The 24541-nt window shown below is 70.1% G+C and carries 18 protein-coding genes, 1 tRNA gene and 2 pseudogenes; 12 read left to right on the top strand and 9 right to left on the bottom strand.

What is annotated here, in order from left to right; genetic code table 11:
• Positions 1-416: 416 nt before the first annotated feature.
• Positions 417-569 (top strand): hypothetical protein, encoded by a 153-nt coding sequence (locus OH809_RS05220; RefSeq protein ID WP_406423540.1) that lies wholly within the window; start codon positions 417-419, stop codon positions 567-569.
• Positions 570-901: 332 nt separating this feature from the next.
• Here the strand turns inward: OH809_RS05220 and OH809_RS05215 are convergent, their stop codons facing one another.
• The gene (locus tag OH809_RS05215; protein ID WP_406514878.1) at positions 902-1117 is read right to left on the bottom strand and encodes a hypothetical protein; all 216 of its coding nucleotides are present in this window, start codon (positions 1115-1117) and stop codon (positions 902-904) included.
• A 255-nt stretch (positions 1118-1372) separates the two neighbouring features.
• Here OH809_RS05215 and OH809_RS05210 point away from each other — a divergent pair, with 255 nt between their 5' ends.
• Positions 1373-2140, top strand: coding sequence for a sulfite exporter TauE/SafE family protein (locus OH809_RS05210; protein WP_406514877.1), 768 nt, complete (start codon positions 1373-1375; stop codon positions 2138-2140).
• A gap of 173 nt (positions 2141-2313) precedes the next feature.
• Here OH809_RS05210 and OH809_RS05205 read toward each other — a convergent pair whose 3' ends face one another.
• Entirely contained in the window at positions 2314-2700 is a 387-nt protein-coding gene (locus tag OH809_RS05205; protein WP_406423546.1) for a hypothetical protein, read from the bottom strand.
• 81 nt (positions 2701-2781) lie between these two features.
• Positions 2782-3276 (bottom strand): DUF309 domain-containing protein, encoded by a 495-nt coding sequence (locus tag OH809_RS05200; RefSeq protein ID WP_406423548.1) that lies wholly within the window; start codon positions 3274-3276, stop codon positions 2782-2784.
• Positions 3277-3382: 106 nt separating this feature from the next.
• On the opposite strand from OH809_RS05200, the gene OH809_RS05195 reads away from it, so the two are divergent.
• Positions 3383-6007, top strand: coding sequence for an ATP-binding protein (locus tag OH809_RS05195; protein ID WP_406514876.1), 2625 nt, complete (start codon positions 3383-3385; stop codon positions 6005-6007).
• A gap of 50 nt (positions 6008-6057) precedes the next feature.
• A tRNA-Pro gene (locus OH809_RS05190) sits at positions 6058-6131 on the top strand.
• Positions 6132-6445: 314 nt separating this feature from the next.
• Here the strand turns inward: OH809_RS05190 and OH809_RS05185 are convergent.
• Both OH809_RS05185 and OH809_RS05180 read right to left on the bottom strand, forming a co-directional pair.
• Complete coding sequence (locus OH809_RS05185) at positions 6446-7174, bottom strand: SDR family oxidoreductase (RefSeq protein ID WP_406514875.1); 729 nt, start codon at positions 7172-7174, stop codon at positions 6446-6448.
• Positions 7171-8214 (bottom strand): hypothetical protein, encoded by a 1044-nt coding sequence (locus tag OH809_RS05180; RefSeq protein ID WP_406514874.1) that lies wholly within the window; start codon positions 8212-8214, stop codon positions 7171-7173. Before OH809_RS05180 ends, OH809_RS05185 begins: the two co-directional genes overlap by 4 nt.
• A gap of 218 nt (positions 8215-8432) precedes the next feature.
• On the opposite strand from OH809_RS05180, the gene OH809_RS05175 reads away from it, so the two are divergent.
• On the top strand, positions 8433-10808 hold the full coding sequence (locus OH809_RS05175) for a beta-N-acetylglucosaminidase domain-containing protein (protein ID WP_406514873.1): 2376 nt from the start codon (positions 8433-8435) through the stop codon (positions 10806-10808).
• Positions 10809-11016: 208 nt separating this feature from the next.
• Positions 11017-11289: pseudogene (locus tag OH809_RS05170) on the top strand (IS6 family transposase); the annotation flags it as partial.
• A gap of 175 nt (positions 11290-11464) precedes the next feature.
• Here the strand turns inward: OH809_RS05170 and OH809_RS05165 are convergent.
• The 4 genes from OH809_RS05165 to OH809_RS05150 all read right to left on the bottom strand — a co-directional run bounded on the left by OH809_RS05165 (position 11465) and on the right by OH809_RS05150 (position 16253).
• Positions 11465-12361, bottom strand: a complete 897-nt coding sequence (locus OH809_RS05165) for a helix-turn-helix domain-containing protein (RefSeq protein ID WP_406514872.1) — start codon at positions 12359-12361, stop codon at positions 11465-11467.
• A gap of 23 nt (positions 12362-12384) precedes the next feature.
• Complete coding sequence (locus OH809_RS05160) at positions 12385-13458, bottom strand: hypothetical protein (protein ID WP_406514871.1); 1074 nt, start codon at positions 13456-13458, stop codon at positions 12385-12387.
• Positions 13459-13463: 5 nt separating this feature from the next.
• Positions 13464-14237, bottom strand: coding sequence for a phytanoyl-CoA dioxygenase family protein (locus OH809_RS05155; RefSeq protein ID WP_406423564.1), 774 nt, complete (start codon positions 14235-14237; stop codon positions 13464-13466).
• A 723-nt stretch (positions 14238-14960) separates the two neighbouring features.
• Positions 14961-16253 carry a hypothetical protein gene (locus tag OH809_RS05150; RefSeq protein WP_406423566.1) on the bottom strand — a complete coding sequence of 431 codons (1293 nt, stop codon included), beginning with the start codon at positions 16251-16253 and terminating at the stop codon, positions 14961-14963.
• 349 nt (positions 16254-16602) lie between these two features.
• Between OH809_RS05150 and OH809_RS05145 the strand changes: the two are divergent.
• From OH809_RS05145 to OH809_RS05120, 6 genes and pseudogenes are all read left to right on the top strand, one after another.
• Positions 16603-17205: pseudogene (locus tag OH809_RS05145) on the top strand (integrase); the annotation flags it as partial.
• Between the two features lie 487 nt (positions 17206-17692).
• Positions 17693-17821, top strand: coding sequence for a hypothetical protein (locus OH809_RS05140; RefSeq protein ID WP_406516333.1), 129 nt, complete (start codon positions 17693-17695; stop codon positions 17819-17821).
• Positions 17822-18491: 670 nt separating this feature from the next.
• Positions 18492-20480, top strand: a complete 1989-nt coding sequence (locus OH809_RS05135; protein WP_406514870.1) for a TOMM precursor leader peptide-binding protein — start codon at positions 18492-18494, stop codon at positions 20478-20480.
• A 185-nt stretch (positions 20481-20665) separates the two neighbouring features.
• Positions 20666-20806: a hypothetical protein gene (locus OH809_RS05130; RefSeq protein WP_406423570.1), complete on the top strand. Its 141-nt coding sequence runs from the start codon at positions 20666-20668 to the stop codon at positions 20804-20806.
• A gap of 91 nt (positions 20807-20897) precedes the next feature.
• Positions 20898-22835, top strand: coding sequence for a TOMM precursor leader peptide-binding protein (locus OH809_RS05125; RefSeq protein WP_406514869.1), 1938 nt, complete (start codon positions 20898-20900; stop codon positions 22833-22835).
• Positions 22836-22901: 66 nt separating this feature from the next.
• Complete coding sequence (locus OH809_RS05120) at positions 22902-24539, top strand: SagB family peptide dehydrogenase (RefSeq protein WP_406514868.1); 1638 nt, start codon at positions 22902-22904, stop codon at positions 24537-24539.
• Positions 24540-24541 lie beyond the last annotated feature (2 nt).

Below are 24541 nucleotides of genomic sequence, written 5' to 3'. Positions count from 1 at the left end.
TCACTCTGGGTGAGTCGGCCATCGTCGTCATGAAGAGGCGCCGCTCGCGTTCCACCATCTAGGCAGGTACGTCCGCTGTTCAGCGATCGAATCGGTCAGCAACCGCCTCTCGGTGCGTTGGTGGCCGATTCGGCCCGACGTGCGGGCCGCGCTCGACGCACTGTGGCCGCCGCTCATCGCGTGGCAGCTGCTGACGGACCTGGACGGAGATCGTGCCCGCATCGCCTCGGCCGTCCCCGGACTGACGTACCCGGAAAGGGAGTTGCTGCACCGGGCAGCGGGAGGTGGCTGGACGGCCGCAGACGCACCGCTGCTCGACGAGGCGGCCGAACTGCTCGGCCAGGACAGCCGCGCGGCCGAGGCCGCGGCCGCCGCCGCACGTGCGGAAGGGGTCGCGTACGCGCAGGGCGTCCTCGATGACTTACGCGGCGGAGACCCGGCGCAAGGTGGCGATCGGGCTGCACCGCTTCGGTGAGGAGCCGTTTCTGGTCGTTCTGCGCAACCACTGCACGGTCCAGTCGCTGGACGAGCCGATCGGTGCGATCACGGCCGAGGGCTTCTCGGTGTGATGCTGGCGGGCCGGTTCGCCGCGACCATCGGTCTGGGCCGGGCGACTCGGATCTGCGCCGTGGTGGCAGCGCTCGCCATCTTCCTGATCCCGGCCGCGTCCCTGGGGCCCGTTCCCCGCCCTGTTCACGTACGAGGTCCTGTTCGGTCCGTCCGCCACCGTCTGGGCGATCTCCATGGCCACCACACAGAAACTGGTCACACCGCCTCATCTCCAGGGCCGGGTCGCCGGGGTCCTGCAGGCCGCTCTGATCGGAACGGTGCCGGTCGGGGCACTCGGTGGCGGTGCGCGTCGGCGACCACTCGCGCTGGTTGACCGCGAACGAGGTCGCCCTCACGCCGCGCAGTCGGTGTGGCGGGGCGCGGTGAACATGCCCCAGTGGAGGAACAGACCGGCGGTGGACTCACGCATCCACTGCTGGCGCGGATGCTGGACCTCGGCGGTGGCGGCGGGCGCGCCGAGGAGCGCCGCTGTCACGGCGAGGACCAGGGAGAGACAGAACAGCCGCCATCTCTGTCCTACGGATGAGCTGTGCGGTACGAAGGCCATGGCCGTCGCTCTCTCGCCGGGGGCCGATGTGGGTGGAGGAAGGGGGAACCACTCACGAAGACATCCGATGCTTGCAACGCTGCTATCCGGGGTCAAGGCCTCCGGCAGTAAACTGGGCAGTAAATAGCGGCAATTGATGTGAGTGTCATGTGTGCGCTGCGCCAACACGTCGGATGATCCGATGCAAAGGTGGGCGTCGAGCAGGGGAGCCGGTTGGCGGTTCGGAAGTGCGTGCGATTAGCATCTGCTCCTGGCATGGACACCCTCACGCTCTGGCAACTGGCGGCGCTGGCCGCGGCATCCACGCTCGTCGGCTTCTCCAAGACGGCCGTCAGCGGTGCCAATACGATCAGTCTCGCGGTCTTCGCGGCCGTACTCCCGGCACGTGAGTCCACCGGAGTTCTGCTTCCGATCCTCATCGCGGGCGATGCGCTCGCGGTCTTCACCTACCGCAGGCACGCCCACTGGCCGACGCTGCTGCGGCTGTTCCCCGCCGTCGCCGTGGGCGTGGTGATGGGCACCGTCTTCATGATGTGGGCCGGTGACGACGCCGTGGGGACCTCGATCGGTGCGATCCTGCTCTTCATGGCGGGCGTCACCGTCTGGCCGCGCCGCACCGGGGCCGACGGCAAGGTGGCTCCGGACGAGTCCGGCGGCCCGTCCGGGGCAGGCAGGCTCAAGGCCCGCTCGTACGGGGTGCTCGGCGGCTTCACCACCATGGTCGCCAACGCGGGCGGCCCCGTGATGTCGCTCTACCTGCTGTCCGCGGGCTTCCGGAAGCTGGGCTTCCTCGGCACATCGGCGTGGTTCTTCCTGATCGTCAACACCTCCAAGGTGCCGTTCAGTGTGGGCCTCGGCCTCATCGACGCGCAGTCGTTGCTGCTGGACGCGGTCATGCTGCTGTTCGTCGTCCCGGGCGCGTACATCGGCCGGAAGTGCGTGGACCGGATCAACGAGAAGCTCTTCGAGCGACTGGTGCTCGGTGCGACCGTGCTCGGCGGACTCCAGCTGCTGCTGCGCTGACAGCACCCCATGACATGACGAGGCCCTCCCGGACCGGACGGTCCGGGAGGGCCCCCAAGGCGGAGGATTGAGCCATGGCGGAGCCATGGTGATGGACGACAACGCCGCGAGGTGCGTGCCCCAGCCCCGTGACGCCGCCCCCCGATTGCCGGTCGGTCTGAACCGGCCGGACGTCACGGGATCAGCAGCCAGTCCGAACCGATCGCCGCCACCAGGCCGACGGCCAGCAGCCAACTGCCCAACCGCGTACGGCCGTTCCGGCTGAGCTCGATCACGATCCCGCACAGGATCAGCGCCAGCCCGTACACCCCGACCACCAGTACGGACGACCGGCTCGCGATCCGCAGCGCCAGCACGACCGCCATCGCCGCCATGCCGGCTGAGGAGAGCACGACCCGCAACCGTCTGGCCTGACGCGGCGTCAATCTGCGGTCCCCGGCCTCCGCCCTCTCGACCTCGGCGTCAACCTCGGCCCCGGCGTCGGTTTCTGTGCCGTTTGTGTCGCTGTCGGGGGCGGCTATCGGGGTGTCCACGGACTGGTCCTGGTCAGAAGTGCTCATGACGCGGGATGGTAATAGTTTCGCGGCGCCCTGTTCGCCGCTCCGCGCGACGGTTGCCGAAAACGAACGTCGCCATCCGGCTCATCCGCCCTCCCGTCGCAGCCGGGGCGCCTCCTCGGCCGCGTCCACCGTCCGCCCGCCGCCTGTTTCCACCCGCCCGGCCAGCTCCTCCGCCCAGCCGGTCAGCGCATCGATCCCGATCCCGTGCGCCGACGCGTCCCCGTACGCCGAGAGGGCCGCCGCGCCCCGACGCAACAGCCGCGCCCCACCCGTCGCATTGCCGCGCGCCGCATGTGTCAGCCCCACCGCCAGCTGCGCGAGCCCGCGCCACAACTCCCGTTCCGCCTCCGGGCCCGACTTCCACGCGTCCTCGAACACCTCGTGCGCGTGGAACGGCATCCCCGCGTCCAGCAGCCGCTGTGCCTCCCGCACCGTCTCCTCGGGGGAGCGCACCACACCCTCCGGCTGCCGCTCCACCCCCGGCGCCCCGTACGGCAGGGGGCGCCCCAGCCCGTCACGGGGGCGCGCACTGCGCGCCCGGCCCTCGGTATCGCGGTCCCTACGAGTCTCGTCCACCCGTCGATTGTGCCCCGCACCTGCGGCGAACTGTCCGAACCACTGTCCGTGGGCCCCCGCGCACGATTAGTCTCGGCAGTAATCCGATCACTAGGGGAGGGTAGGCATGAAGCCGTCCCGGCCGCTGTACGAGCGCGAACCGGAACTCGCTGCCGCCGCACAAGCCGTGGATGCCCTTTGCGGCGCCCAGGCGGTCGGCGGGCTGCTGATCTTCAGCGGTGAGGCAGGCATCGGCAAGACAGCTCTGCTCACCGAGATCCAGGCCATGGCCGCGGACCGCTGCACCGTCTGGTCCGCACGCGGCGGCGAGACGGTCACATCCGTGCCGTTCCACGTCGTACGCCAACTCCTGCAGCCCGCGCTCGACCAGTTTCCGCCCGACGAGGTACGCGATATGTTCGGCGCGTGGTTCGAGATCACCGCACCCGCCCTCGGACTTGCCGAGCCCAGCGGCCCGCAGCCCGACCCGCAGGGTGTGCGCGACGGACTCGACCACGTCGTGTCGCAGCTCGCCTCCCGGCTGAGCCACCGTCCGCCGCTGCTGATCATCGACGACGCGCACTGGGCGGACGGCGAATCCCTTGCCTGGCTCGCCTCGTTCACCGCGCGCCTCGGCGAACTGCCCGTCCTCGTCGTCCAGGCGCACCGCCCGGAGGAACTGGCGGCGCGCGAGGGGGACGGCGGCAGCCACCCCGCCCAGGTCCGGGTCGCGCTGCGCGCGCTCACCCCCGAGGCCACCGCGGAACTGGTCCGGGCCATTCTCGGCGACCACGCCGACGACCCGTTCTGCCGCGAGGTGTGGGCCGTCACCGGCGGCAACCCGTACGAGGCGGTCGAACTCGTCGCCAAGGTGCAGGACCGCGAACTGGCACCCCTGGATGAGTCGGCCGGGCTGCTGCGCGAACTCGGCGCCTCGGCCCGCGGCAGCGGACTCGTCGCCCGGCTCGAACGGCTCGGCACCAACGCCAACCGGTTCGCCTGGGCCGCCGCCGTCCTCGGCACCGACATCTCCCAGGACCTCGCCGCCACCCTCGCCGGAATGAGCCCCGCCGAGGCCGCCGACTGCACCGCGCGGCTGCGCGACGCCCGTATCGTCAGCGGCTTCGACCCACTGGAGTTCGTCCACCCGCTGATCGCCACCGCCGTGTACCGCTCCATCCCGCCGGCCACCCGCACCGCCATGCACGGCCGCGCCGCCTGGGCGATCGCCCGCGCCGGACTCGGCGCCGCCGCGGCCTCCCGCCACCTCCTCGAAGTCCACCCGGACGACGACCAGGAACTGGTCGAGCAGCTCCGCGAGGCAGCCGGACAGCATCTCGCGGTCGGTGCCCCCGAAGCCGCCCGCCGCTGCCTGGAACGCGCCCTGCAGGAACCGCCGCGCCACCAGGTGCGGGCCACACTGCTGTACGAGCTGGGCTGCGCGACGCTGCTCAGCTCCCCTCCCACCACCGTCCAGCATCTGCGGGCCGCCCTCGATCTGCCCGGACTCGCCGACGAGGTGCGCGTCGACGCCACCTTCCGGCTCGCCGCCGCCCTCTCCCACAACAACCAGCTGAAGGAAGCGGCACTGGCTCTCGCCGCCGAGACCGGGCGCACCACCCCCGGACCGGGCCGGATGCGGCTCCAGGCAGCGCACTTCCTGTGGGAGGGCATGCAGGCCGCCGAGGACGACGGCCCCGGCCGCTCCCGCAGGCTCGCCGACAACGCCGACCACCTCACCGGCCGCGACAACGCAGAACGCGCCCTGCTCACGCTGCGCGCCTTCGACGCCATGCTCCGGGGCGAGGACTCCCAGCTCGTCGTCGATCTCTGCGAACGCGCCCTGGTCGACGGTCGCCCGGCCCGCGGGCTCGGGTGGACCGACACCGAATGGGGCTTCGAGTTCCCCACCACAGTGGGTATCACCTACGCCTTCACCGACCAGCTCGATCGGGCCGAGGCACTGTTCAGCGAGGCCGTCCGTGCCTTCGAGATCTCCGGCTGGAGCGGCGCGCACCTCGCCTTCGCCCACACCCTCCTCGGTCTCGTCCACCGGCGTCGCGGCAGGCTGGCCGAGGCGGAGGGCTTCCTGCGCGAAGGACTGCGGCTCGCCGACCGTGTGGGCAGCGGCCTGCCCGTCAACTGGATCGCCGCCTGCCTGCTCATCGACACGCTGCTGGCTCGGGGCCGGGTCACCGAGGCCCGTACGACAGCTGACCGGTACAACTTTGGGATGCCCTATCCCAGCGCGATGGTCATGCCGGACGCACCGAGCGTCCGTGGCCGCCTCCTGCTTGCCGAAGGCCGTACGAAGGAAGCCGTCGCCGAACTCGAAGCAGCCGGCCAGGCTCTTGAACCGCGCGGCCGGTTCAACGGCATCTGGGCACCATGGGCGGGCGACCTCGCGCGCGCCCTGGCCGACGAGGACCCGGGCCGCGCAGCCCAGCTCGCCACCTCGGCCCGGGTGCACGCCGAGCGCTTCGGCACGGACACCGCGATCGGCGAGGCCCTGCGCTGCGTCGCCCTGTTCGCCCGCCCCGAGGACGCCCACCCTCTGCTGGCCGAAGCCGTCCGGCACCTGGAGGCGTCCCCGTCCGCGTACGAACACGCCCTGGCCCGTGTCGACTACGGCATCGCCATCCGCTCCCCGCGCGAGCTCGCCCGGGCCCAGAAACTGGCCACCGCTTGCGGCGCCGAAGCGCTCGCGACCCGCGCCCATCAGGCACGGACGTCGATCCGGTCCGCGGAGTGAGGTAATGTTTGTCCTGCGAGGCCGCCCGGGAACACCGGGAGGAATCGCATCGGGACGTGGCGCAGCTTGGTAGCGCACTTGACTGGGGGTCAAGGGGTCGCAGGTTCAAATCCTGTCGTCCCGACTGGAGACAGTCGCAGGTCAGGGCCGGTTTCGGAGACATCCGAAACCGGCCCTTGGTCATTCTTGGGGACCAGTTGGGGACCAGCCTCCTTGACCGGCGTCAGCGGGTCATGACGATCGGGCCCGGCAGGGAGCGCGGTGCGCGCAGCACGCTGAGGTGCGCGGAGAGCGCTGCGCCGGCAGCCGTGATCTTGTGTACGTCCGGGTGTGATGGTGGAGTCGGGTATTGGAACTGTCTGAATGCCCCCGGTCTCGGGCACATGCGCCGCCCCCGACCGCGGTGTCAGTCGCCTGTGTGGACGTGCCAGGAATCGGTCAGACCTGTTCGAAGTGGAACGCCTTGATGAAGCAGTCGCGGGGCTGGGCGACGGCGAAGAGGATGCACTCCACGAGTGAATGCGCGGTGAGGGCGTTCTTGGCCTCGCGTGGCGTGGTCTCCCATTCCTCGGAGAGCGGGTCAGGGTTGTCGAAGTCGGGCGGGTAGAGGGAGATCACCCGGACTCCCTGCGGCCGCAGGCGCTTGGAGAGGATCTCGGCGAACCCTGCCTGGGCGCTTTTGGCTGCGTAGAAGGCTTCGTGGGCGTCCGAGCGGTGATGACCGGCCGTTCCGCAGGCGGAAACCATGGTCACCACGTCCGGCTTGTCCGAGTTGAGCAGGAGAGGGAGGAAGTTCTTCACGGTCAGGACGGTGCCGGTGGCGCCGGATGCGATGGTGTCGACGACGTCGGTGTCGGAGGCGGATTGGAGATCTGGGCTTTCGAGGTAGCGGGAGCCGTTGTTGATCAGCACGTCGATGTGGTCGGTGTGCTGGGCGACGTCGGCAGCGAAGTCGCGGATCGAGGCGGGGTCCGTCAGGTCGCAGGCGAAGGCGTGGACCTGTTGGTGCCCTCGGCCGCGAATCTCGTCGCGGACACGCTCAGCGGCGGCGAGAGTGCGCGCGGAGAGAAAGACCTCGGCGCCGAGGTCCGCGAGATGGATGGCCAAAGTGCGCCCGAAATCGCGGCCGGCGGCGGTAATGACCACTCGGTGATCGTCGAATCTCATGTCGGTACTCCTGGTTCGTGGATCGGATGTTGTGGTGAAGTGCGGCGGCGGCTGACCTCGGCGGCGTAGGCGGCCCAGTCTCCGGCGGCGGCTCGCTGCCATTTGACGGCGACGGTGATGTCGATGCCGAGGGTGCGGGCGAGGACCGCGGCGGGCAGTTCGGTGGCGAGCTGGAACAGGGCGGTTGAGCGGGCCTCGGCGAGGCGGATGCCGAGTTTGCGGAGTCGTTCGCCCATGGCCCAGGCGCTGATCGGGCGGCCGGGCCGGCCTCCGGGGAAGGGCCAGGGTGAGTCTGTGCGGCCGAGGACGGCATGGCTGCGGCGAACCTCGACCTGTTGGAGGGTCAGTTCAGCGACGGGTGCGGGAAGCTCGACTGGGACGGCGCCGAGGCGGATGCGGACGGCTCCGTCCGTCTCCTCGATGTGGTCGACGGTGAGCCGGGAGATCGCGGCGGGCCACTGGGCGTAGAGGAGCAACAGCAGGCCGGCGAGGCGGTCTTCGGGCTTGAGGGTGTTTTCGTGCAGCAGGCGTCGGGCAGTGTCCCAGCGGGCTTCGTCGTCCATCGGCTGGGAGGGGCCGTTCCATTGCTCGGCCGGGAAGCTGAGATCGCGGGTGATCTTCTGGGCCAGGGCCCAGCGCACGAAGTGGCCTGCCTCCTGGCGGAGGCGGACGTCGTCGCTGGTCATCCAGCGTTCGAGGCCGGTCTGTCGGCAGGTGGCAAGGGTCAGGTTCTGGCTCTCGAGCCAGTTCAGGAGATAGACGGCCGCCCGCAAGTGTTGTCGCGCAACCGTGAGTTGGTAGTGCGTGATCTCCTTGCCGCGGCTGCGACGGCGAAGCCGGCGCAGGAGGTGCCAAGTCGCGTACCGGTGCAGGATTTTCCGTCCCTCAGCCGTCGCATGGGAGGCGACGAGGTCCTTCGCGTGTCGTTCGAGGCGGACCATCTGCTCGTCCCGCTTGGGCAGGGCTCCGGTGGCGACGAGGACGCTGCGGATGTGCTCGACGACCTTACCTTCGGGGAGTTCGTCCAGGGCCTCGTGCATGCTACGGCCGACCTGCGGTTGATCATAGAGCTCTCCCCTTCATCGTGTTTGCCTTGGACTCCGTGGTTGGCTCCAGCGAAACGTAGCGACTCAAGTGGTCTAAGCCAATAGGTCGGACCTGTTGACAGTGAACTGAGTTTCAGCAGTAACCTTTTGAGGTCGTTATGGTCTAGACCGCCTTGGAGATCTTCATGGCAAGACGCAGGATCGCCGCCGGAATGTTCGCAATAGCAAGTGCCATGGTGCTCGGGGTGCTGCCGCACGCCGCCAGTGCCCAGTCGGTCCCGGACGCGGCCTCGGCCGATGCCGGCCCCCTGCCGCCGGTTTCCCCCACCCCGCAGTCCATCTCCCGAGCCGGACGCGACGCGACCGTAACGGGCCGGGTGCTCGTGGTCGCGGACGACCACACGGACGCGGCCGCCCGTGACCGGCTGATCCGCGAAATGAAGAAGCACGGCGCCGCGCGCGTCGATGTCGTCGCCCCCGGCGAAGTCCCCTCGGAGGCAGCAGGTTTGCTCACCATCAGGCTCGGATCCGCCGAACGCCCGGACATCGCACGCGCGCTGGGTGACACCGCCGTGTCCGACCACGCCGAGGGTTACGCCCTGCGCGTGTCGGGACAGGCCCCGAACCAGCAGATCGCCCTCGGAGGCACGGACGCGACGGGCCAGTTCTACGCGGTGCAGACACTGCGTCAGCTCTTCCAACGCCAGGGCGACGACTGGCAGGTGGCGGGCGCACAGTCGAGCGACTACCCCTCGATGCCCCTGCGCGGCACCATCGAGGGCTTCTACGGTCAGCCCTGGACGCACGCCGAACGGCTCGACCAGATGGACTTCTACGGCGACGTCAAGGCCAACACCTACATCTACGCGCCCAAGGACGACCCCTACCACCGTAACAAGTGGCGCGAGCCCTATTCCGCCGACAAGCTCGCCGAACTGGGCGAGCTTGTGAACCGGGCCACCGCGAACCACGTCCGCTTCACCTTCGCCGTCTCACCCGGCGGATCGATCTGCTACTCCGACCCCGACGACCGTAAGGCCCTCAAGGCCAAGCTCCAGGCCCTCTACGACCTGGGCACCCGGTCCTTCTCGATCCCGCTGGACGACATCAGCTACACCAGGTGGAACTGCGCGGCCGACCAGGCGGCGTACGGCCAGCCGGGGCGCACCGCCGCCGCGAAGGCCCAGGTCGACCTGCTCAACGACCTCCAGCGGAACTTCATCGCCACCCATGAGGGCGCCCGGCCGCTGCAGATGGTGCCGACCGAGTACGGCGACCTCACCGACACCAGCTACAAGCAGACGATGCGGGCCACCCTGGACCCGGCGGTCGTCGTCATGTGGACCGGTACCGACGTCGTACCGCCCGCGATCACCAACGAGCAGGCCGACGGCGCCTCGAAGCTCTTCGGCCGCAAGGTCTTCGTCTGGGACAACTACCCGGTCAACGACTACGGCAACACCAGCGGCCGGCTGCTGCTCGCCCCGTACGACAAGCGCGAGGCGGGACTCTCCGAGCATCTCTCGGGCATCGTCGCGAACCCGATGAACCAGCCGTACGCCAGCAAGATCGCGGTCTTCGGCGCCGCGGACTTCACCTGGAACGACAAGGCGTACGACGCGAAGGCGAGCTGGGCGCGCGCCATGGCCTACCTCGCGGGCGGTGACCGCCGGGCCACCGACGCGTTGCTCGTCTTCGCCGACCTGGAACACCTGGCCCCGACCTTCGGCACCACCCCCTGGCAGTCCCAGGCACCCGAACTCGCCAGCCGGGTAGCCGAGTTCTGGAAGGCATGGGACGCGGGCGACCGCACCAGTTCTATCAAGGCGCTGCGCACCTACGCGAACGAAATCGAGGACGCCCCGGCCGCCATCCGCGCCGGATCGGTGGAGCAGGGCTTCGCCGCCGATGCCAAGCCCTGGCTGGACGCCACCCAGCTGTGGGGCATGTCGATGGTGAAGACACTGGACGCGCTCGCAGCCCGGCAGGCCGGTGACAAGGAGAAGGCCGAGGTGCTGCTCGCCGACTCCGAGGCTCTGCAGAAGCAGGCCCGGGCCGTACGGGTCGATCCGGCGCGCAACACCTGGGGCAAGGTCCAGCCCAAGGTCGGCGACGGGGTGCTCGACTCCTTCCTCATCCAGGCGGACATCCGGCTTCAGCTGTGGGATGCCGCGGGCGGCTCGGAGAACCTCGCGCTGAAGGGCACGGCGAGCGCATCCAGCGTCGAGCAGAACCTCGACCGACTCTCGGCCCGGTACGTCAACGACGGTCAGCTCGGCACCCGTTGGGCATCCGGCTACAGCGACAACGAGTGGGTCCAGGTGAAGCTCGCCGCCCCCGCCGAGGTCGCAGCGGTAACCCTCGCCTGGGAGGGCGCCTGCGCGACGGAGTACCAGATCCAGACCTCCCTGGACGGGACGAACTGGAGCGAGGCGGCCACCCAGCACCCCGACAGCTGCGGCAATGACGTGATCAAGATCAACTCCGGCAGTGCGGTGCAGTATGTCCGAATGCAGGGCGTTAAGCGGAATACGACCTGGGGCTACTCGGTCTACGAGATGGGCATCTACGGCTCGCCCGCGGCGTGATTCGGCGGTAGCCGCCAAGGCGTAGTCAAGAGGCAGGAGGGCGGTCCGCCCGAGGCGGACCGCCCTTTTGTGCACCTCGTGATCCGCCGCCGGCGCCGCGGTGTGCGCGGCAGGGGCGGCGGCCGGTCTGGCCTTCACCCGGCACTGTCACGTTGGCTGATCGGGGTGAGATGATCTTGCGGCTGGTCGTGTTGGGAGGGGGTCGCTGGTGTCGTCCGCGTCGCCGTCGTACCGGGGTCACCGGTATCCGGTGGAGGTCATCGCGCACTGTGTGTGGCTGTACTTCCGGTTCCCGCTGCGCTTCCGCGAGGTCGAGGAGTTGATGCTGGAGCGCGGTGCCATCGTCTCCTACGAGAGCATCCGCCGGTGGTGCCTGAAGTTCGGCCAGACCTACGCCAACGGCCTGCGCCGCCGACGCCCGCGGCCCTGCGACAAGTGGCACCTGGATGAGGTCTTCATCTTCGTCGCGCCGAGCACGATGGCCACCGCCAGCTGGACCACCAGCGTCGCCCGGTCGCGCCAGCCTCGCCCGACACCCACCGGCAGCACAGCGGCGAGGGCGCCGGTCAGCCCCACCTTGTCCGCGCACCGGCGCAGCAGTACCGCCCCAGCGTGTCCGACCAGGTGGATGTGACAGCAGAGGTGTGCCTCGTCCGTCAGCACTCCGACGGTGGGGCCGTACTTCTGGAGGTCGTGGGCGAGATGCCGTGATAGCGCCGGAAGACGGTGGCGAACTGCTGCGAGGAGGAGAATCCCAGAGCGTGGGCCACGGCCGTGACGGACACCTCCGGGTCCCGCTGCAGCCACTCGCGCGCGTACTCGGTCTTCCGGCGCAAGAGGTAGTCCTTGGGGCTGGTGCCGGTGGCGGCACGGAACGCCTCGTAGAACCGGCTAGTGGACAACTCGGCCATGGCGGCGAGTTCTGCGGGAGTGATGGGCTCGGTGAGGTGCTCCTCGATCCACGCCAGCACCTGGGTCACGCGGTGGTGCGGCCATGCCGCAGCTGATGATCCGGCGCCGGTGAACCCGCGGGTCAGTTCCAGCATCGCCGTGGCCAGCGTGTGCTGCAGCAGCGCGTAGTTGATCCAGTCGCCGGTACGGCCGGTGAGGGCCAGGGCGCGCTCCAGTCCGTCGCGGGCCTGCTCCGTTCCATCGGCGGTGAGTTGCCCGGTCGGGGTGGCGAGCAGGTGCAGCGCCCTCTGGAGCGTGTCCGGGCCGGACTGTTCCGTGACGCGGGCGATGAGCCAGATCAGCGAGCCGCGGGGTTCGGCGGAAAGGCCGGTGCTGTAGACCGCGCCGGGTGGAACCCGGATGGCCTGGCCGGGGCGTGCCGGGTGGACCGTGCCGTCGATGTCGAAGGAGAACGTGCCGCGGACCGGCAGCGCGACCACCAGCAGGGTGCGATGCCGCTGCGGGAGACGGGGAACATGGGCATGCAGGTACCGGTAGCGGCCCAGGGCCAGGAGCGGTGCGAGGCCGAGCCCGGCCAGGTCCACGACGGTGCGTTCAGCGCTCTGGCCGAGGTCGACCTCGTCGTTGAAGGGCAGCGTCATGGTGGTCGTTCTCCTGCGATGGTTCAGAAATCCGCGTGCTGATGGTGCCATGGCCGGCCGCGCCCCGCACGACCCGACCCGACCCGCCCGCGATCAGACGGAACGGGCGGTGCCGCGGCCTCCGAAGGCGGCAGGCCGGGGTCCGCCGGGGCGGTCGGCCACAGGACCGTCGCGGGTCCGGCCCCGTCGGGATTGAAGCGGACATGGCGACCGCCCACCAGCCATTCGACGACGTGGATCCGCCCCGCCGCGTCGACGGCGACCGCGTGCGGACTGTTGAACCGCTCGGCCGGCACCTGCGGCGCGATCGTCGCACCACCGTGGCTCAGGGCGTTGGGCCAGCCCGGACGCTCGACGGCCGTGGCATCGGTACCGTGACGCCCCATCAGTCGGCCGTCGCGGTCCAGCAGGGCCACTGACGCCGACAACTCGCCGACCACGAGTGTCTCCTCCCGGAAGGCCAGGCAACTCGGCCTGCGCAGACCGTCCGCGAACGTGCCGATGAGCTGTCCTTCCGGATCGAGGGTCACCAGGCGGTCGTTCTCCCGGTCCGCCACAATGACCCGGCCGCCGTCCTGCACCATCGCGTGGGGACAGCTGAAGGCGCCGTCCCGGCTGGCCGGTGCGATCCCCAGATAGTCCCCGCCGGTGCTGTAACGGTGCACCAGGCCCGCGCCGTAGCCGTCGCTCACCCACACCTGGCCGAAGCCGGGCAACGGCAGCACGGCGGTCGGCTCGAAGCGCTGACTCTCGTAGACCGGCAGGGGCGGGAGCTCGAGTTCGCGTTCGATGCTGCCGTCCAGGCCCAGCGCCAGAACTCGTCCGTGACCGGGCCCGTACCAGGGCGAGTAGCCACCGTCCGGGTCGGGGCGCGGCGCGGACACCGTGTCCGCGATCCACAGGAGTTCCCGGCCGTCCTCGACGGCCGGGGTGACGCCGTGCGCGGTGACGAGTTCGGTGGCGTGTTCGGCCAGCAGCCTGCCGTCCGGATCGACGATCCGCATGACGTTGTTACCGGGGGTGAACGTCACGATCCGGCCGTCGGTGAGGGCCGCGAGTCCGTGGTGCGCCCAGGGGGTCTGCTGAGTGCCCGGCATCGCTGTCACCGCGCGGCCGAGTTCCGGACGGTTCGTACGTTCTCCTCCAGGCCGTGATCCATGCCCTGCTCCCGCTCCATCCTGACCATCTCCGCCGGGCGGTAGTTGAGGATGTACGCGCGGCGGTGTCCATCGGTCGTGTTGCCGCGGGAGTAGTGCAGGGTGCCGCCCGCGTGGGCCGCCGCATGGCCGGGAGCCAGCGGCACCGGCGTTGCGCCGGGCTCGTCCTCCGAGCACTCGCACTCGATCGCACCGCGACCGGTGCCGGCGGGCCAGTGCGCCCGGAGCGGGGTCTCGTGCGAGCCTCGGACGTACCACATGCAGCCGTTGTCCAGGGTCGACTCGTCCAGCGCGACCCAGATCGAAACGGCCCGGGTATCGGGGAGACCCACCCAGTAGGCGGCGTCCTGGTGCCAGGGCGTCGACACCCCGGTGTGCGGAGCCTTGTCGATCAGCATGTCGAAGTCGAGGACCGCGTCGTTGCCGATCAGCTCCCGGGCTACCGCGAGCGCCCGCTCGTGCAGGGGCAGCTCCAGCAGCTGGGGGTGGAGCGCGGAGGGCCACATGATCTGGGTGATGTTCTCAGCGGCATCGGTGCTGCGGGCACTGCCGGCGCCGAGGTCGGAGCGCTTGTCACCGCAGTCGATCCCGCCGCTCAGGAACCGGTCGTAGATCGCCCGGTACTGGTCGACCTCCGCCGGTGAGAGCAGCTCTCCGGTGAGCGCATAGCCGTCCTGGTGGAAAGTCGTGGTGCGCCGGGAGATTGGGTTCGTTGCCATGCGCACAAGCTAGGCCGGATGGACGCGGACCGGCGTTCCTGTACCGCCGCCGTAATTCCGGCCACGTCCCGCGTCCAGCCGGGCGCCGGCGATCAGGCTGGGACGGTGCGGATCCGCTTGACGCGGTGGCGGCGCTGGTGGTCGGCGGCGAACCGGAAGCAGGTCACCGGCGAGTCTCCCCGGCGAAATGGCCGGCCGCCCGGCGCGGGGTGTCCCGTTCCTCCTCCGGCTCGCGGATCCTCTTGCGGGCGGCGGCCGGCTCGGCCTCCACCGGGCTCGCGACCGGCTCCGGCACGGCCGGGCGGGGGCGCGGGTGACCGGCCGGGCGTCGTGCTTCGGCCGGGCGGATCCGGTTGCGCAGCGTCTGGGTGTTGACCCCGAGGTCCTCGGCGACCGGCCTGATCGTCGCCCCGGCCGGGACCGGTGCGACGCGACCGCCCGGCCTTGAACCGCGGCGGGTAATGCCTCATGGCCATCTGCGCGGGACTCCGTATCCACCCCGATCCTGAAGATCAGAGTGTCTCTGGTGTCCAACATCCGGGGGCCAAGCCCCCCGGTACTCAAAATTGGGCACCGCGGGTTCGGCTGAACCTGCGGTGCTACGCCGCTCCGACCGGTGGCTCGACGGGGTACCGTCCACCGGCCGGAGGGTGCGCCGCCGCCGACTGAGCCCCGGCGGAGGGAACCCGAATCGTCAATGAGGGTACGACTCAGGCTCGATGGTCAGGACCAGCAGACCGCGTTGCCGTCCGTGTTGCGGTTCAGGAAGAGCGCGAGGTAGCTGTGGGCCGCCAGGACGCCGATCCGCTGTTCGGCGCCGCCGTAGGAGTTCTCCGAAGAGTTCGCGTACGTTCGGCCGTCGGTGAAGCGGTTCTGGAGGTCGATCTGGGCGTTGTTGTGCAGTTCCTCCCAGCCGTCGGCCTTCTCCGCGACCTTTCTGTCGAGGCCGTAGAGGGAGGTGAGCAGGTCGTATGCCCCGAAGTAGCCCGGGAACTGGGTGCCCCAGTCGTTGCCTTGAGGGTAGTAGATCGACGCGGAGCCCGGTTGGTAGATGGTCGTGGCCGTGCCGTCGCTGTTGACGAACTCCTTGTCGACGAGCGCGTCGTACACGAATTGGAGGTTGTGCTTCGCGATCCTCGGAGCGCACCCACCCGCGAGGGCGAACACTGCCCCCTGGTCCAAGCTCTGGTCGAACGCGACCATGTAGAGCGGGTGGAGGATGTTGTGGTTGTAGAGCGTTCCGTCGTCGTTGATGTTGGTTCCCCGCAGCCAGGTCCCGGGCACGATGCCGTTGATCGAGTCCTTGCGGGTCAGGTCGGCGGGGCGAGCCGCCGCGGCCAGCAGCAGTTCGATGTTCCGGTCGCGCCAGTCGGCGGCGTTCCGGTGCTGCGGCATCATGGCCGCGGCGAGGCCGAGCAACTCCGCGGACCAGTTGTTCTCTTCCGCCTTGCTGTCGCCGGGAGTGACGGCGGTGCCGTCCCGCAGGGTCATGTAGAGCTTGTTGCCGCTCGTTCCGACCAAGTACAGGTCGTTGCCCGAGGCGAGCCGATCGGCCTCGGCGGCGATCATATTGGCCACCTTGGTCTGATCAGTGGTGGAGAGTTGGTCCCACATCAGCCACGCCGCGAGGCCGTCGTAGTAGGCCCACAGCGATGTCTGCCAGCCGTAACCCCACGCGGTCGACGTGTCCGTGTTGTTGGACTTGTGCCGGGCAGCGATCGTCCGGATGAGGTTGAGGTCCCGGACGGTTGCATTGGAGGTCGACAGCGACCGAGGGTCGTAGACGCCGAACTTCAGCGCGGTCGCCGTGGCGAGAGCCGTCATCGCCGGGTATCGGACATGCGCCTCGCCGGTACCTCCGAGGTTGAGGTACCCGTCCGGGGCATAGGCCGTGTAGGTGGAGGCGTACTTCGGGCCGATGAGGTAGCGGGTGCTGTTCTGGAGGATCGTCTTGTTGCGGGCGCCGGCGGGCTCGGATGCCGCGTACGTGCCGAACTGGGTCCAGTCGATCGGCACGACGGACGTCCCAGTGGTCGCCGCAGACGCCTGCGGCACGGCGGACGCACCGACAAAAGTGCCACACAGGACTATCCCGGCGACAGCGGAGCGAAGCAATCGGGCAAGCTGCACTGTGATTTCCGTTCAGGTGGCGGTTGGTGGCAATCTTGAGGGTTCGGGAATGTCACCACCTGCTCCGGAGATCGGCGTTCCGGTTCTTCCACCGGAATTTTTCGCGCGGAATTTTTCGCGAGTCACACAGCCGCCAAGAGCTCGCAACAAGATCTTGTGGGTGCGAGCCAGGACCCGCCCAGCGGGCCGTCCTCGCCAAGCTCGGCGTCACCGAGCCCAAGCGCATCACTGTCCCGTGTCCCTTCTGTACAAGGTGACCCGGAAGCTGCTCTCCGTGCCGTCGGCGCTGCTGCCCGGCAACGCGGCGAAAAACGCGGAACTTCTTGTGTTGCGGCACGAGAACGCGGTGCTGCGTCGGCAGTTGGCCAGCCCGGTCCGCTACGAGCCAGCCGATCGGTTCTGGTTCGCTGCCCTCTCCGGCCTTATACCGCGGTGTCGCCGGCGCGAGGTCTTCCCGGTCACGCCCGGCACCCTGCTCGGCCGGCACCGACAATTGATCGCCAGCAAGTGGGACTACAGCGCGCGCAGGCGCACCGGTCGACCGCCGACCGCCACGGCGCTCAAGAACCTCGTACTCCGACTCGCCAGCGAGAATCCGCGATGGGGGCATAGGCGGATCCAGGGGGAGTTGGCTCGGCTCGGGCATCGGATCGCAGCCTCGACGGTGTGGGAGATCCTCCACGTAGCGGGCATCGACCCAGCGCCGCGCCGCTCCGGCCCGATGTGGCGCGAGTTCCTCACCGCCCAGGCCAAGGGCATCATCGCAGCGGACTTCTTCCACATCGACACCGCGCTCGGCAGACGGCTGTACGCACTCGCCTTCCTCGAGCACGGCACCCTGATGGGGATCTCTGGAATCGGTCAGGGCCGCTCGTCGCCTCACTCGCTCCGTTCCTCAACGAACTGGGGAGCGAGCGCGAGCGCGCTCCAGGTCGTGAGTCGAGGCCGCCCGACCGCCGAGTGCGCGGGCCGCGCCGAGCGGTCGACCTCGTGGACGTTCTGCAGGCGACTGTCGAGGCTGTGCCGTCGTTCTCGGCGGGCCTCCGTGTTGCCAGGGGCGTCCTACGAGGCGGCCCGGGTCCGGAAGTCCTCCAGCCAGCGGCCCACCGCCTGGTCCAACGCGTCGCCGTCGATGCGGCCCGGCAGCCTCCGTACTGTCGTTTATGCAGGCAGGCACCGCTTCGGGAACACCGGATCGGGCCGCACGCCAAGGTGCTCCAGGACAGAGGACGGGGCGTCAGCGATCCACTCGCCGACCGCAAGCAAGGACAGCTTGCTCCGTCCTGCACCGCGCACGCGGTCAGCGCGAGCACGACGACCAGAGTGTGCCGCACGCCGCGCGGATCGCGTGGGTCGGGCACCTCGCCCAGCTGCTCCAGAAGGCCCGGGACATCCTCGGGCACGGCCTCGGGATGGCGGTGGAGTTGGTCAAAGGCAAGCGGGATCGGAGCTGATGCGTCAGCAGGCACGGTCTTCCACTCGGATCACGGGGCGTCGGGGACCACGGCGCGCGCTGCCGAATGGCGGGTCACCCGCGCACCGGTGACTTGTTTGCGATCGGGATCGCCTTGCCGGGTAAAGGACGCGTGAAAACCAGGGGCTACCGCCGGTTACGCGGTGATTCCGCTCAAGGTCGATTGCGTTTCGCCAGTCGTGGGGCGTCGGCGGATTTTGGCCGGGCGCTAAGTGTCGTTCAGCAAATCTAGGCCGGAGTGTGGCTGGACGAGCCCCGAAATGCGCCGCCGGCGGAGCCTGATAATGCCCCGAGGCCGTGACCCTATATGGATCCTGCGTCGCCGCCGTCCGCCAAGGATTCCAAAAGCGGACCAACGGATACCACTTGTTGAAGTCGGTAGTGGCTGTTGACGCGACCATGGCATGGGCGACACAATCCTCCCCGGTGGACGCGGGTAGCGATGCCCCACCGTTGAGAGGCGTACGATCCTGCGAAGGGACGATATGCAAACGATCGACCGTGCACCTCTGATGGAGATAAGACCCCGGCTGCGTAATGACGTGGTATTCCTTCGCGTCGACACCGGAATCTATCTCAGAAGTTCAGAGACTTCCTGCGTCCTCAAAGGCGCCGGCGCATATGAGTGGATGTCTGTCCTCGGTCCTCGAATGACTGGCGAATCCAGCATCGCGGAATTATGTGAAGGGCTGGACGACACCCGACGCAAAACCGCGGTCGGACTGATGCGCACCCTGCTCGACCGGGACTTCGCCCGCGCCGTCCCGCGCCCTGACGTGCAGCTGCTGCCGGCCGCCGTATCGGATCTGTTCGCGCCGCAGATCAATTTCGTGGAACATTTCATGCACGCGGACCAGCGGACGCCGCAGGAACTCTTCGCGCGGTTCCGCTCCTCCCGGGTCCTGGTCAGCGGCCCACCCGGGGGCGTAGCGGCGGCAGTGGTGCGCGGCCTGCTGCGCAATGGACTGGCCGAAATCGCGCTGGACGACGCCGTGTGGGGATCGGAATTCGACACCGAGGCGGCCCGGCTCGCGGACGCGGGCGCACCGGCACACGTCGTCGTGATGCCGTCGACCCCCGAGGATCTGACGCCGTTCGACGTCGTGGTGGCAGTGGCCGACGGATCGCGCAGCGGTGCGCTGCTCGAACTGGCCGAACGGCTGCACGGCGTTCCGCACGGCCCGCGCCTGGTCCCGGTGGTGGCCGACCCGGACCGCATGGTGGTGGGGCCGGTCTCCGGGCCCGCGGAGCAGCCGTGCTGGGTGTGCGCGCAGCTTCGGCTGTCCGCCAACTCCGATCCTCGGCTGACGGCCGACTTCTGGCGCTCACTGGCGGTCGGCCCGGCCGGCGGCGATGCCCCGGCCGGCGGCCTGGTGGCGCAGTCCATGGCCGGCAACGCCGTCGCGTTCGAGGTCTTCAGGCTGCGCACCGGCCAGTTGCAGCCGGACGACGAACGGCACGCCGTGATCCAGGATCTGACCACGCTGGAGGCCGGCCGCGAACGGGTGCTGCCGCATCCCGGATGCCCGATGCGGCACCAGCGGGTGGAGCCCGACGACGCCGTATACCCGCCCGCGGACGACAGTGACGCCTATGGGCGTGCGGCTGTTCTGGTCTCCCCGCGATTCGGCGTGATGTCCGGCTGGACGGACGACTCGATCCGGCAGATCCCGCTCAAGACCGGCCGGGTGCGGCTCGGGCCGGCCGGCTCGCTGACCGACGGGGCGCGTGAGATCGCCGCGTTCGACACCGACACGGTCCTGGTCGCCCGCACGCGCTCGGTGCAGGCGGCGGTCGCGTGCTACGTGGGCCGGCTCGGGCCCGTCGGGCTGCGGGACGAGGCGGCCCCCCGGGACGGGGAACTGGTTCCGCCCGAGCGGCTCGCCCTGTTCAGCGGCCTGCCCGCACCCGAGGAGGAGCCGGCGTTGCGGGCACGGCTGTCCGCGGTGTCACTGCACGACTCAAGCCGCTGGCAGGTGCCGGCCGCGGCCGTCCACCCGCTCTCCCCGGCCAACTCCCGGCTGCTGTTCGAGCCGAGCCCCGCGGGTGCGGCGGCCGGCTGGACCGCGGCGGACGTACAGGAACGCGGGCTGTGCTCGGCGCTGGCGCAGCGCGGGCTCGTCCGCGCGATCCGCGGCGAGGACCCGGCCCTGCCACTCACCGAGGAGTGGCTGGCCGGCGACGAGGAGACGGCGTTCGCGCTCGGCAGCCTGCGGCACATCGGCCACACCGCCCGGGTCTACGCGCTGCCCGGCGCCGCACCGGCCTTCGCGGTGCTCGCGGTGGTCGAGGGCGCCGACGGCGGGGCGGTCGACTGGGCGACGGGCTCGGCGCTGTCGGTGCGCGCCGCGGTACGCGAGGCGGTGCGGGACGCCGTCGGTCTCGCCGTCGGCCGGCACTACGAGGGCGCGCCCATGGACCCTGGCGACCCGCTGGTGGCCGACTTCGACCCCAGGACCCTCACCGAGGGCGACGCGAAGGCCGAGTGGTCCTTCGACCAGCCCGGTGTGCCGATGTCCGAAGCGCTCGGCCGGCTGGACGCCGACGGCACGCGCGCCCTGTTCGTCGACACGACGCCGATCGACCTGAGCGCGATCCGCGCGATGGTCACTGGAACGATCCTGCTCGCTGTGAAGTAGCGCGACAGCGAGCCGGTCCGCGCCCTCGAGGCGCGCCATGGTTCTCGGAACACCGGTTCCGGGTGCACATCCCACCATCACGAAGGGAGGATCGCCATGTCCGTTGAGCTGCGAGACGAACTGAGCGCTCTGGAGAGTGCGACGTTCGAGATCGAAGAGATGACTGACGAGTCCGTCGAGCTGGCGTGGTCCAGCTCGTCCTGCTCGTGCTCCAGCTGCTGCTCCTGCTCCACCAGCAGCTGCTGCTCCTGCAGCAGCAGCACCAGCTGACGCAGGCAGCTGACCGGGCCGGTGAGCACCTGCCGCCGGCCCGGTCGTTCGGCTGACACGTGCGGCTGCCCGACGCGACGGTCCCCGTCGCCGAGGCAGGCAGCCGCACCCCCATCTTCGGAGTGACTGGGTGGACGGATGAATGTGGTGTCGAACGCAGTGACCACCGCGACGGTCCTGGACGCCCCCCGGGTGACCGACGTCGTCCGCGACTATCTGGCCGGGCGCGCCGGCGCGGGCGTCACGGTCGACGTCGGGGTGCTCGGCCTGCCGGAGCGGCCGGCGCCGAGCAGGGAGCGGCCGGCCGAAGGACTCGTCTACCCGGTGCGCCTGTACGGCGGGACGGTGCTGATGGGGCCGCTGCACCGGGCCGACGGCACGAGCCGGCCGTGCGGCCGTTGCCTGGACCGCCGCTGGCTGGCGCTGCGCCCGGTCGAGGAGCGCGGGCCGATCGAGGACGGCGCGGACGCCTGGGTGGCGGGTGACGAATCGCTCACCGCCTTCGCCCTGGAGCAGATCGCGCAGATCGTGCACGCGGAGACGGCCGACGGCGAAGTCGCCCCCGGCGACCGGCGGATCGGACGGATCGTGGAGCTGCGGACCGGTGATCTGACGGTCGACCGCCACGACCTGATCCCTGACTCCGAGTGCGAGAGCTGCGCCACCCCGGTGCCCGACACCGCCGAGGGCGCGAGATTGCCGCTCGGCCCGCGACCGAAGCCGGGGCCGACCACCTACCGGGGTGCGTCGGCGTCGGACCTGACCCTGCCGACCACCGGCCTGGTCAACGAGGTGTGCGGAGCGCTGGCGAGCGCGGCCCGCCGCGTCTACCAGTGCAGCGCCACCCTGCCCGTCAGCGGGTACTTCCGGGTGCGCAGCAAGTACGACTACCACGAGATGTGGTGGAGCGGGCAGTCGCAGAGCTCGGCGAGCAGCGAGCGGTACGGCATTCTGGAGGGCCTGGAGCGGTACGCGGGCCAGTTCCCACGGGCCAAGCAGCCGGAGACGTACGGCAGTTACCGCGAACTGGCGCCGCAGGCCCTCGACCCCGCGACGATGGGCTCGTACCGTCCCGAGTTCTACGTCGGACACAACGACTACTACCAGCCCTACCATCCGGACACTCCGACCCACTGGGTCTGGGGCTACTCGTTCGGTGAGCAGCGGCCGCTGCTGGTGCCCGAGCAGTTCGTGTTCTACCTGGACCGCCGCCCGGACCGGAAGTTCGTCCAGGAGTGCTCCAACGGCTGCGCCAGCGGCAGCAGTGTCGAGGAGGCGCTGTTGCACGGCATGCTCGAACTCATCGAGCGCGACGCGTTCCTGCTGTGCTGGTACGGCGCGGCGAAGCTGCCGGAGATCGACCAGGCGACCGTCGTCGACGAGGAGGTCCAGTTCGTACTGGACCGGGTCGCGAGGCTCGGCTACCGGATGCGCCTGTTCGACATGCGCGTGGACGTCCCGGTGCCCGCGGTGATGGCGGTGGCCGAGCGGCTGGACGGCGGGATGGGCCGGCTGTGCTTCGCCGCCGGCGCGAGCCTCGACCCGGTGGAGGCGGTGCGCGCGGCGATCGCGGAGACCGCCTCCTACATCCCGGGCATGGACGAGCGGGTGGAGGCGAAACTGCCCGACCTGCGCGCGATGGTCACCGACTACAACCGGGTGCACGAACTCACCCACCACGCGCTGCTGTACGGCCTGCCGGAGATGGCAACGGCGGTCGACTTCCTGCTGGACGCGGCGCCGCCCCGGTCGATGGACGAGCTGTACGGCCCGTGGCTCGCGCAGCGGCCCGAGAGCCTGGACCTGGCCGAGGACGCGCGGTTCGTGATGGAACGGCTGCGCGAGGTGGGCAGCGACGTCGTCGCGGTGGACCAGACCTGCCCGGAGCAGGACGGCACCGGCATCCGCACGCTGAGCGTGCTGGCGCCGGGACTGGTGCCGATCGACTTCGGCTGGGAGCGGCAGCGTGTACTGCGGCACCCGCGGCTGAAGGCCTACCTCGACGGCGCGCTGGCGGAGATCCACGCCCGCGACGAGGGGTTCGGTCCCACGGGGCTGAACCGCAGGCCGCACCCGTTCCCGTGAGCTGTACCCGCTGCCTTCCGTGAGCCGTCCCCGCCGGCGCCAGCCCCGGCCGAAGAAGGAGATCCCGTGTCCGAGAACCGCACGCAGGTCGTGAGCGACTATGTGGAGTCGGTGTTCCGGCGCGGCCGGGAGCCGATGGAGCCGGTCGGATTCACCCCCGACTGGGAGGACCAGCCCTCCCGGCACAAGACCTACCTGGGGGTGCGTCGCTTCCCCCTGCCGGCGGGCACCGGCCTGCCGCTGGCCGGCGCCGCGGACGTACTCCTCGGCGAACCGCCCGCCGGCCAGGGCCCGCCCTGGACGCTCGACTCGCTCGCCGCCTTGCTGCGGCTGTCCTACGGCGTCCTCGACCGCAGGCTGCGGGTGAGCTGGAACCAGGACAGCCATGTGCGGGTGCTGTACCCGGAGGCGCTGTGGGGGAGGGGTACCGCATCCGGGGGCGGGATGTACCCGCTGGAGGTGTACTGGGTGGCCGGGCCGGGTGGTCCACTGACCCCCGGCGTCTACCACTACTCGACGGCGCACCATGGCTTCGAGCGCCTGCTGGCCGGTGATCTCACCGATGAGGTGCGCGCGGCGTGCGAGTCCGGGAACGGGAACGGGACCGGGGCCGGTTCCGGGGAGTCCGACGGCTTCCTCGTGGTGACCGTGCGATTCTGGAAGAACTCCTTCAAGTACAACAGCTTCTGCTACCACGTGGTGACCCAGGACGCCGGTGCGCTGCTGGGCAGTTGGGAGCTGATCGCGCGGGGCACGGGCCGACGCCTCACCCGCGTGCTGTGGTTCGACGACGAACGGCTGAACCGGCTGCTGGGACTCGAAACCGACCAGGAGTGCGCGCTGGCCGTGGTCCCGCTGCCGTTCGGCGGGCCCGCCGGCCCCGCGACCGGTCCGGCGGACCGCGACGGCCCGGTCGGTCTGATCGACCGGCCGAGCTTCGAGAGGTCGGCGCGGACCCGCACCTTCGAGCAGGTCGAGCAGGTGCACCATGCGGTCCTGGCGGACCGCCGCGAGCGCCCGGAGCCCGAGGCGGCGCGCGGACTCGTACCGGTCCCGCCCGCCGGGGGCGAGGACGTCGTACTTCCCGAGCCGCTGACCGACCGGCTGGGCCCGGACGTCGGCGAGACGCTGCGCTGCCGCCGGACCAGTTTCGGCTCGTTCATCCGCTCCCGCCCGCTCGGCCTCGACGAACTGGGGACCGTGCTGGCCGGAACGGTGTCGGGGCAGCGGTACGTCTCGGACGTGGTGCCCGACGACGTGGGGCTGACGGGGCTGTACGTACTGGCGAACCGGGTCGCCGGGCTGCCCAGCGGCACCTACCGCTACGACGGCGGCGGGCACCGGCTGCGTGTGGTGCGCGAAATGCCGCTCGCCGAGAAGCTGCAACACAGTTACTACCTGAGCAACTACAACCTGGAGCAGGTCGGCGCCGTGCTGGCGATCTCGGGACGGTGGCGCAGCACGCTCGACGCCTACGGCAGCCGCGGCTACCGGGTGCTCAACTCCGAGGTGGGCGCGGTGGCGCAGACTGCCTACACTGCCGCTGCCGCGCTGGGCGTAGGCTGCGGGGCGGTGCTCGGCTTCGACAACATCGCCATCGACGAGTGGGCCGGCCTCGACGACGGGGACGAGCGAACTTTCCTCTTCGTCCTGCTCGGCCACGAACGCGCGGACAGCGCGGACTTCGACTACCGGCTGGTCTGAGA

The organism is Streptomyces sp. NBC_00873, from assembly GCF_045207415.1.
In the GTDB taxonomy this organism is placed as follows: domain Bacteria; phylum Actinomycetota; class Actinomycetes; order Streptomycetales; family Streptomycetaceae; genus Streptomyces.
This window is presented reverse-complemented; position numbering and strand designations above follow the sequence as displayed.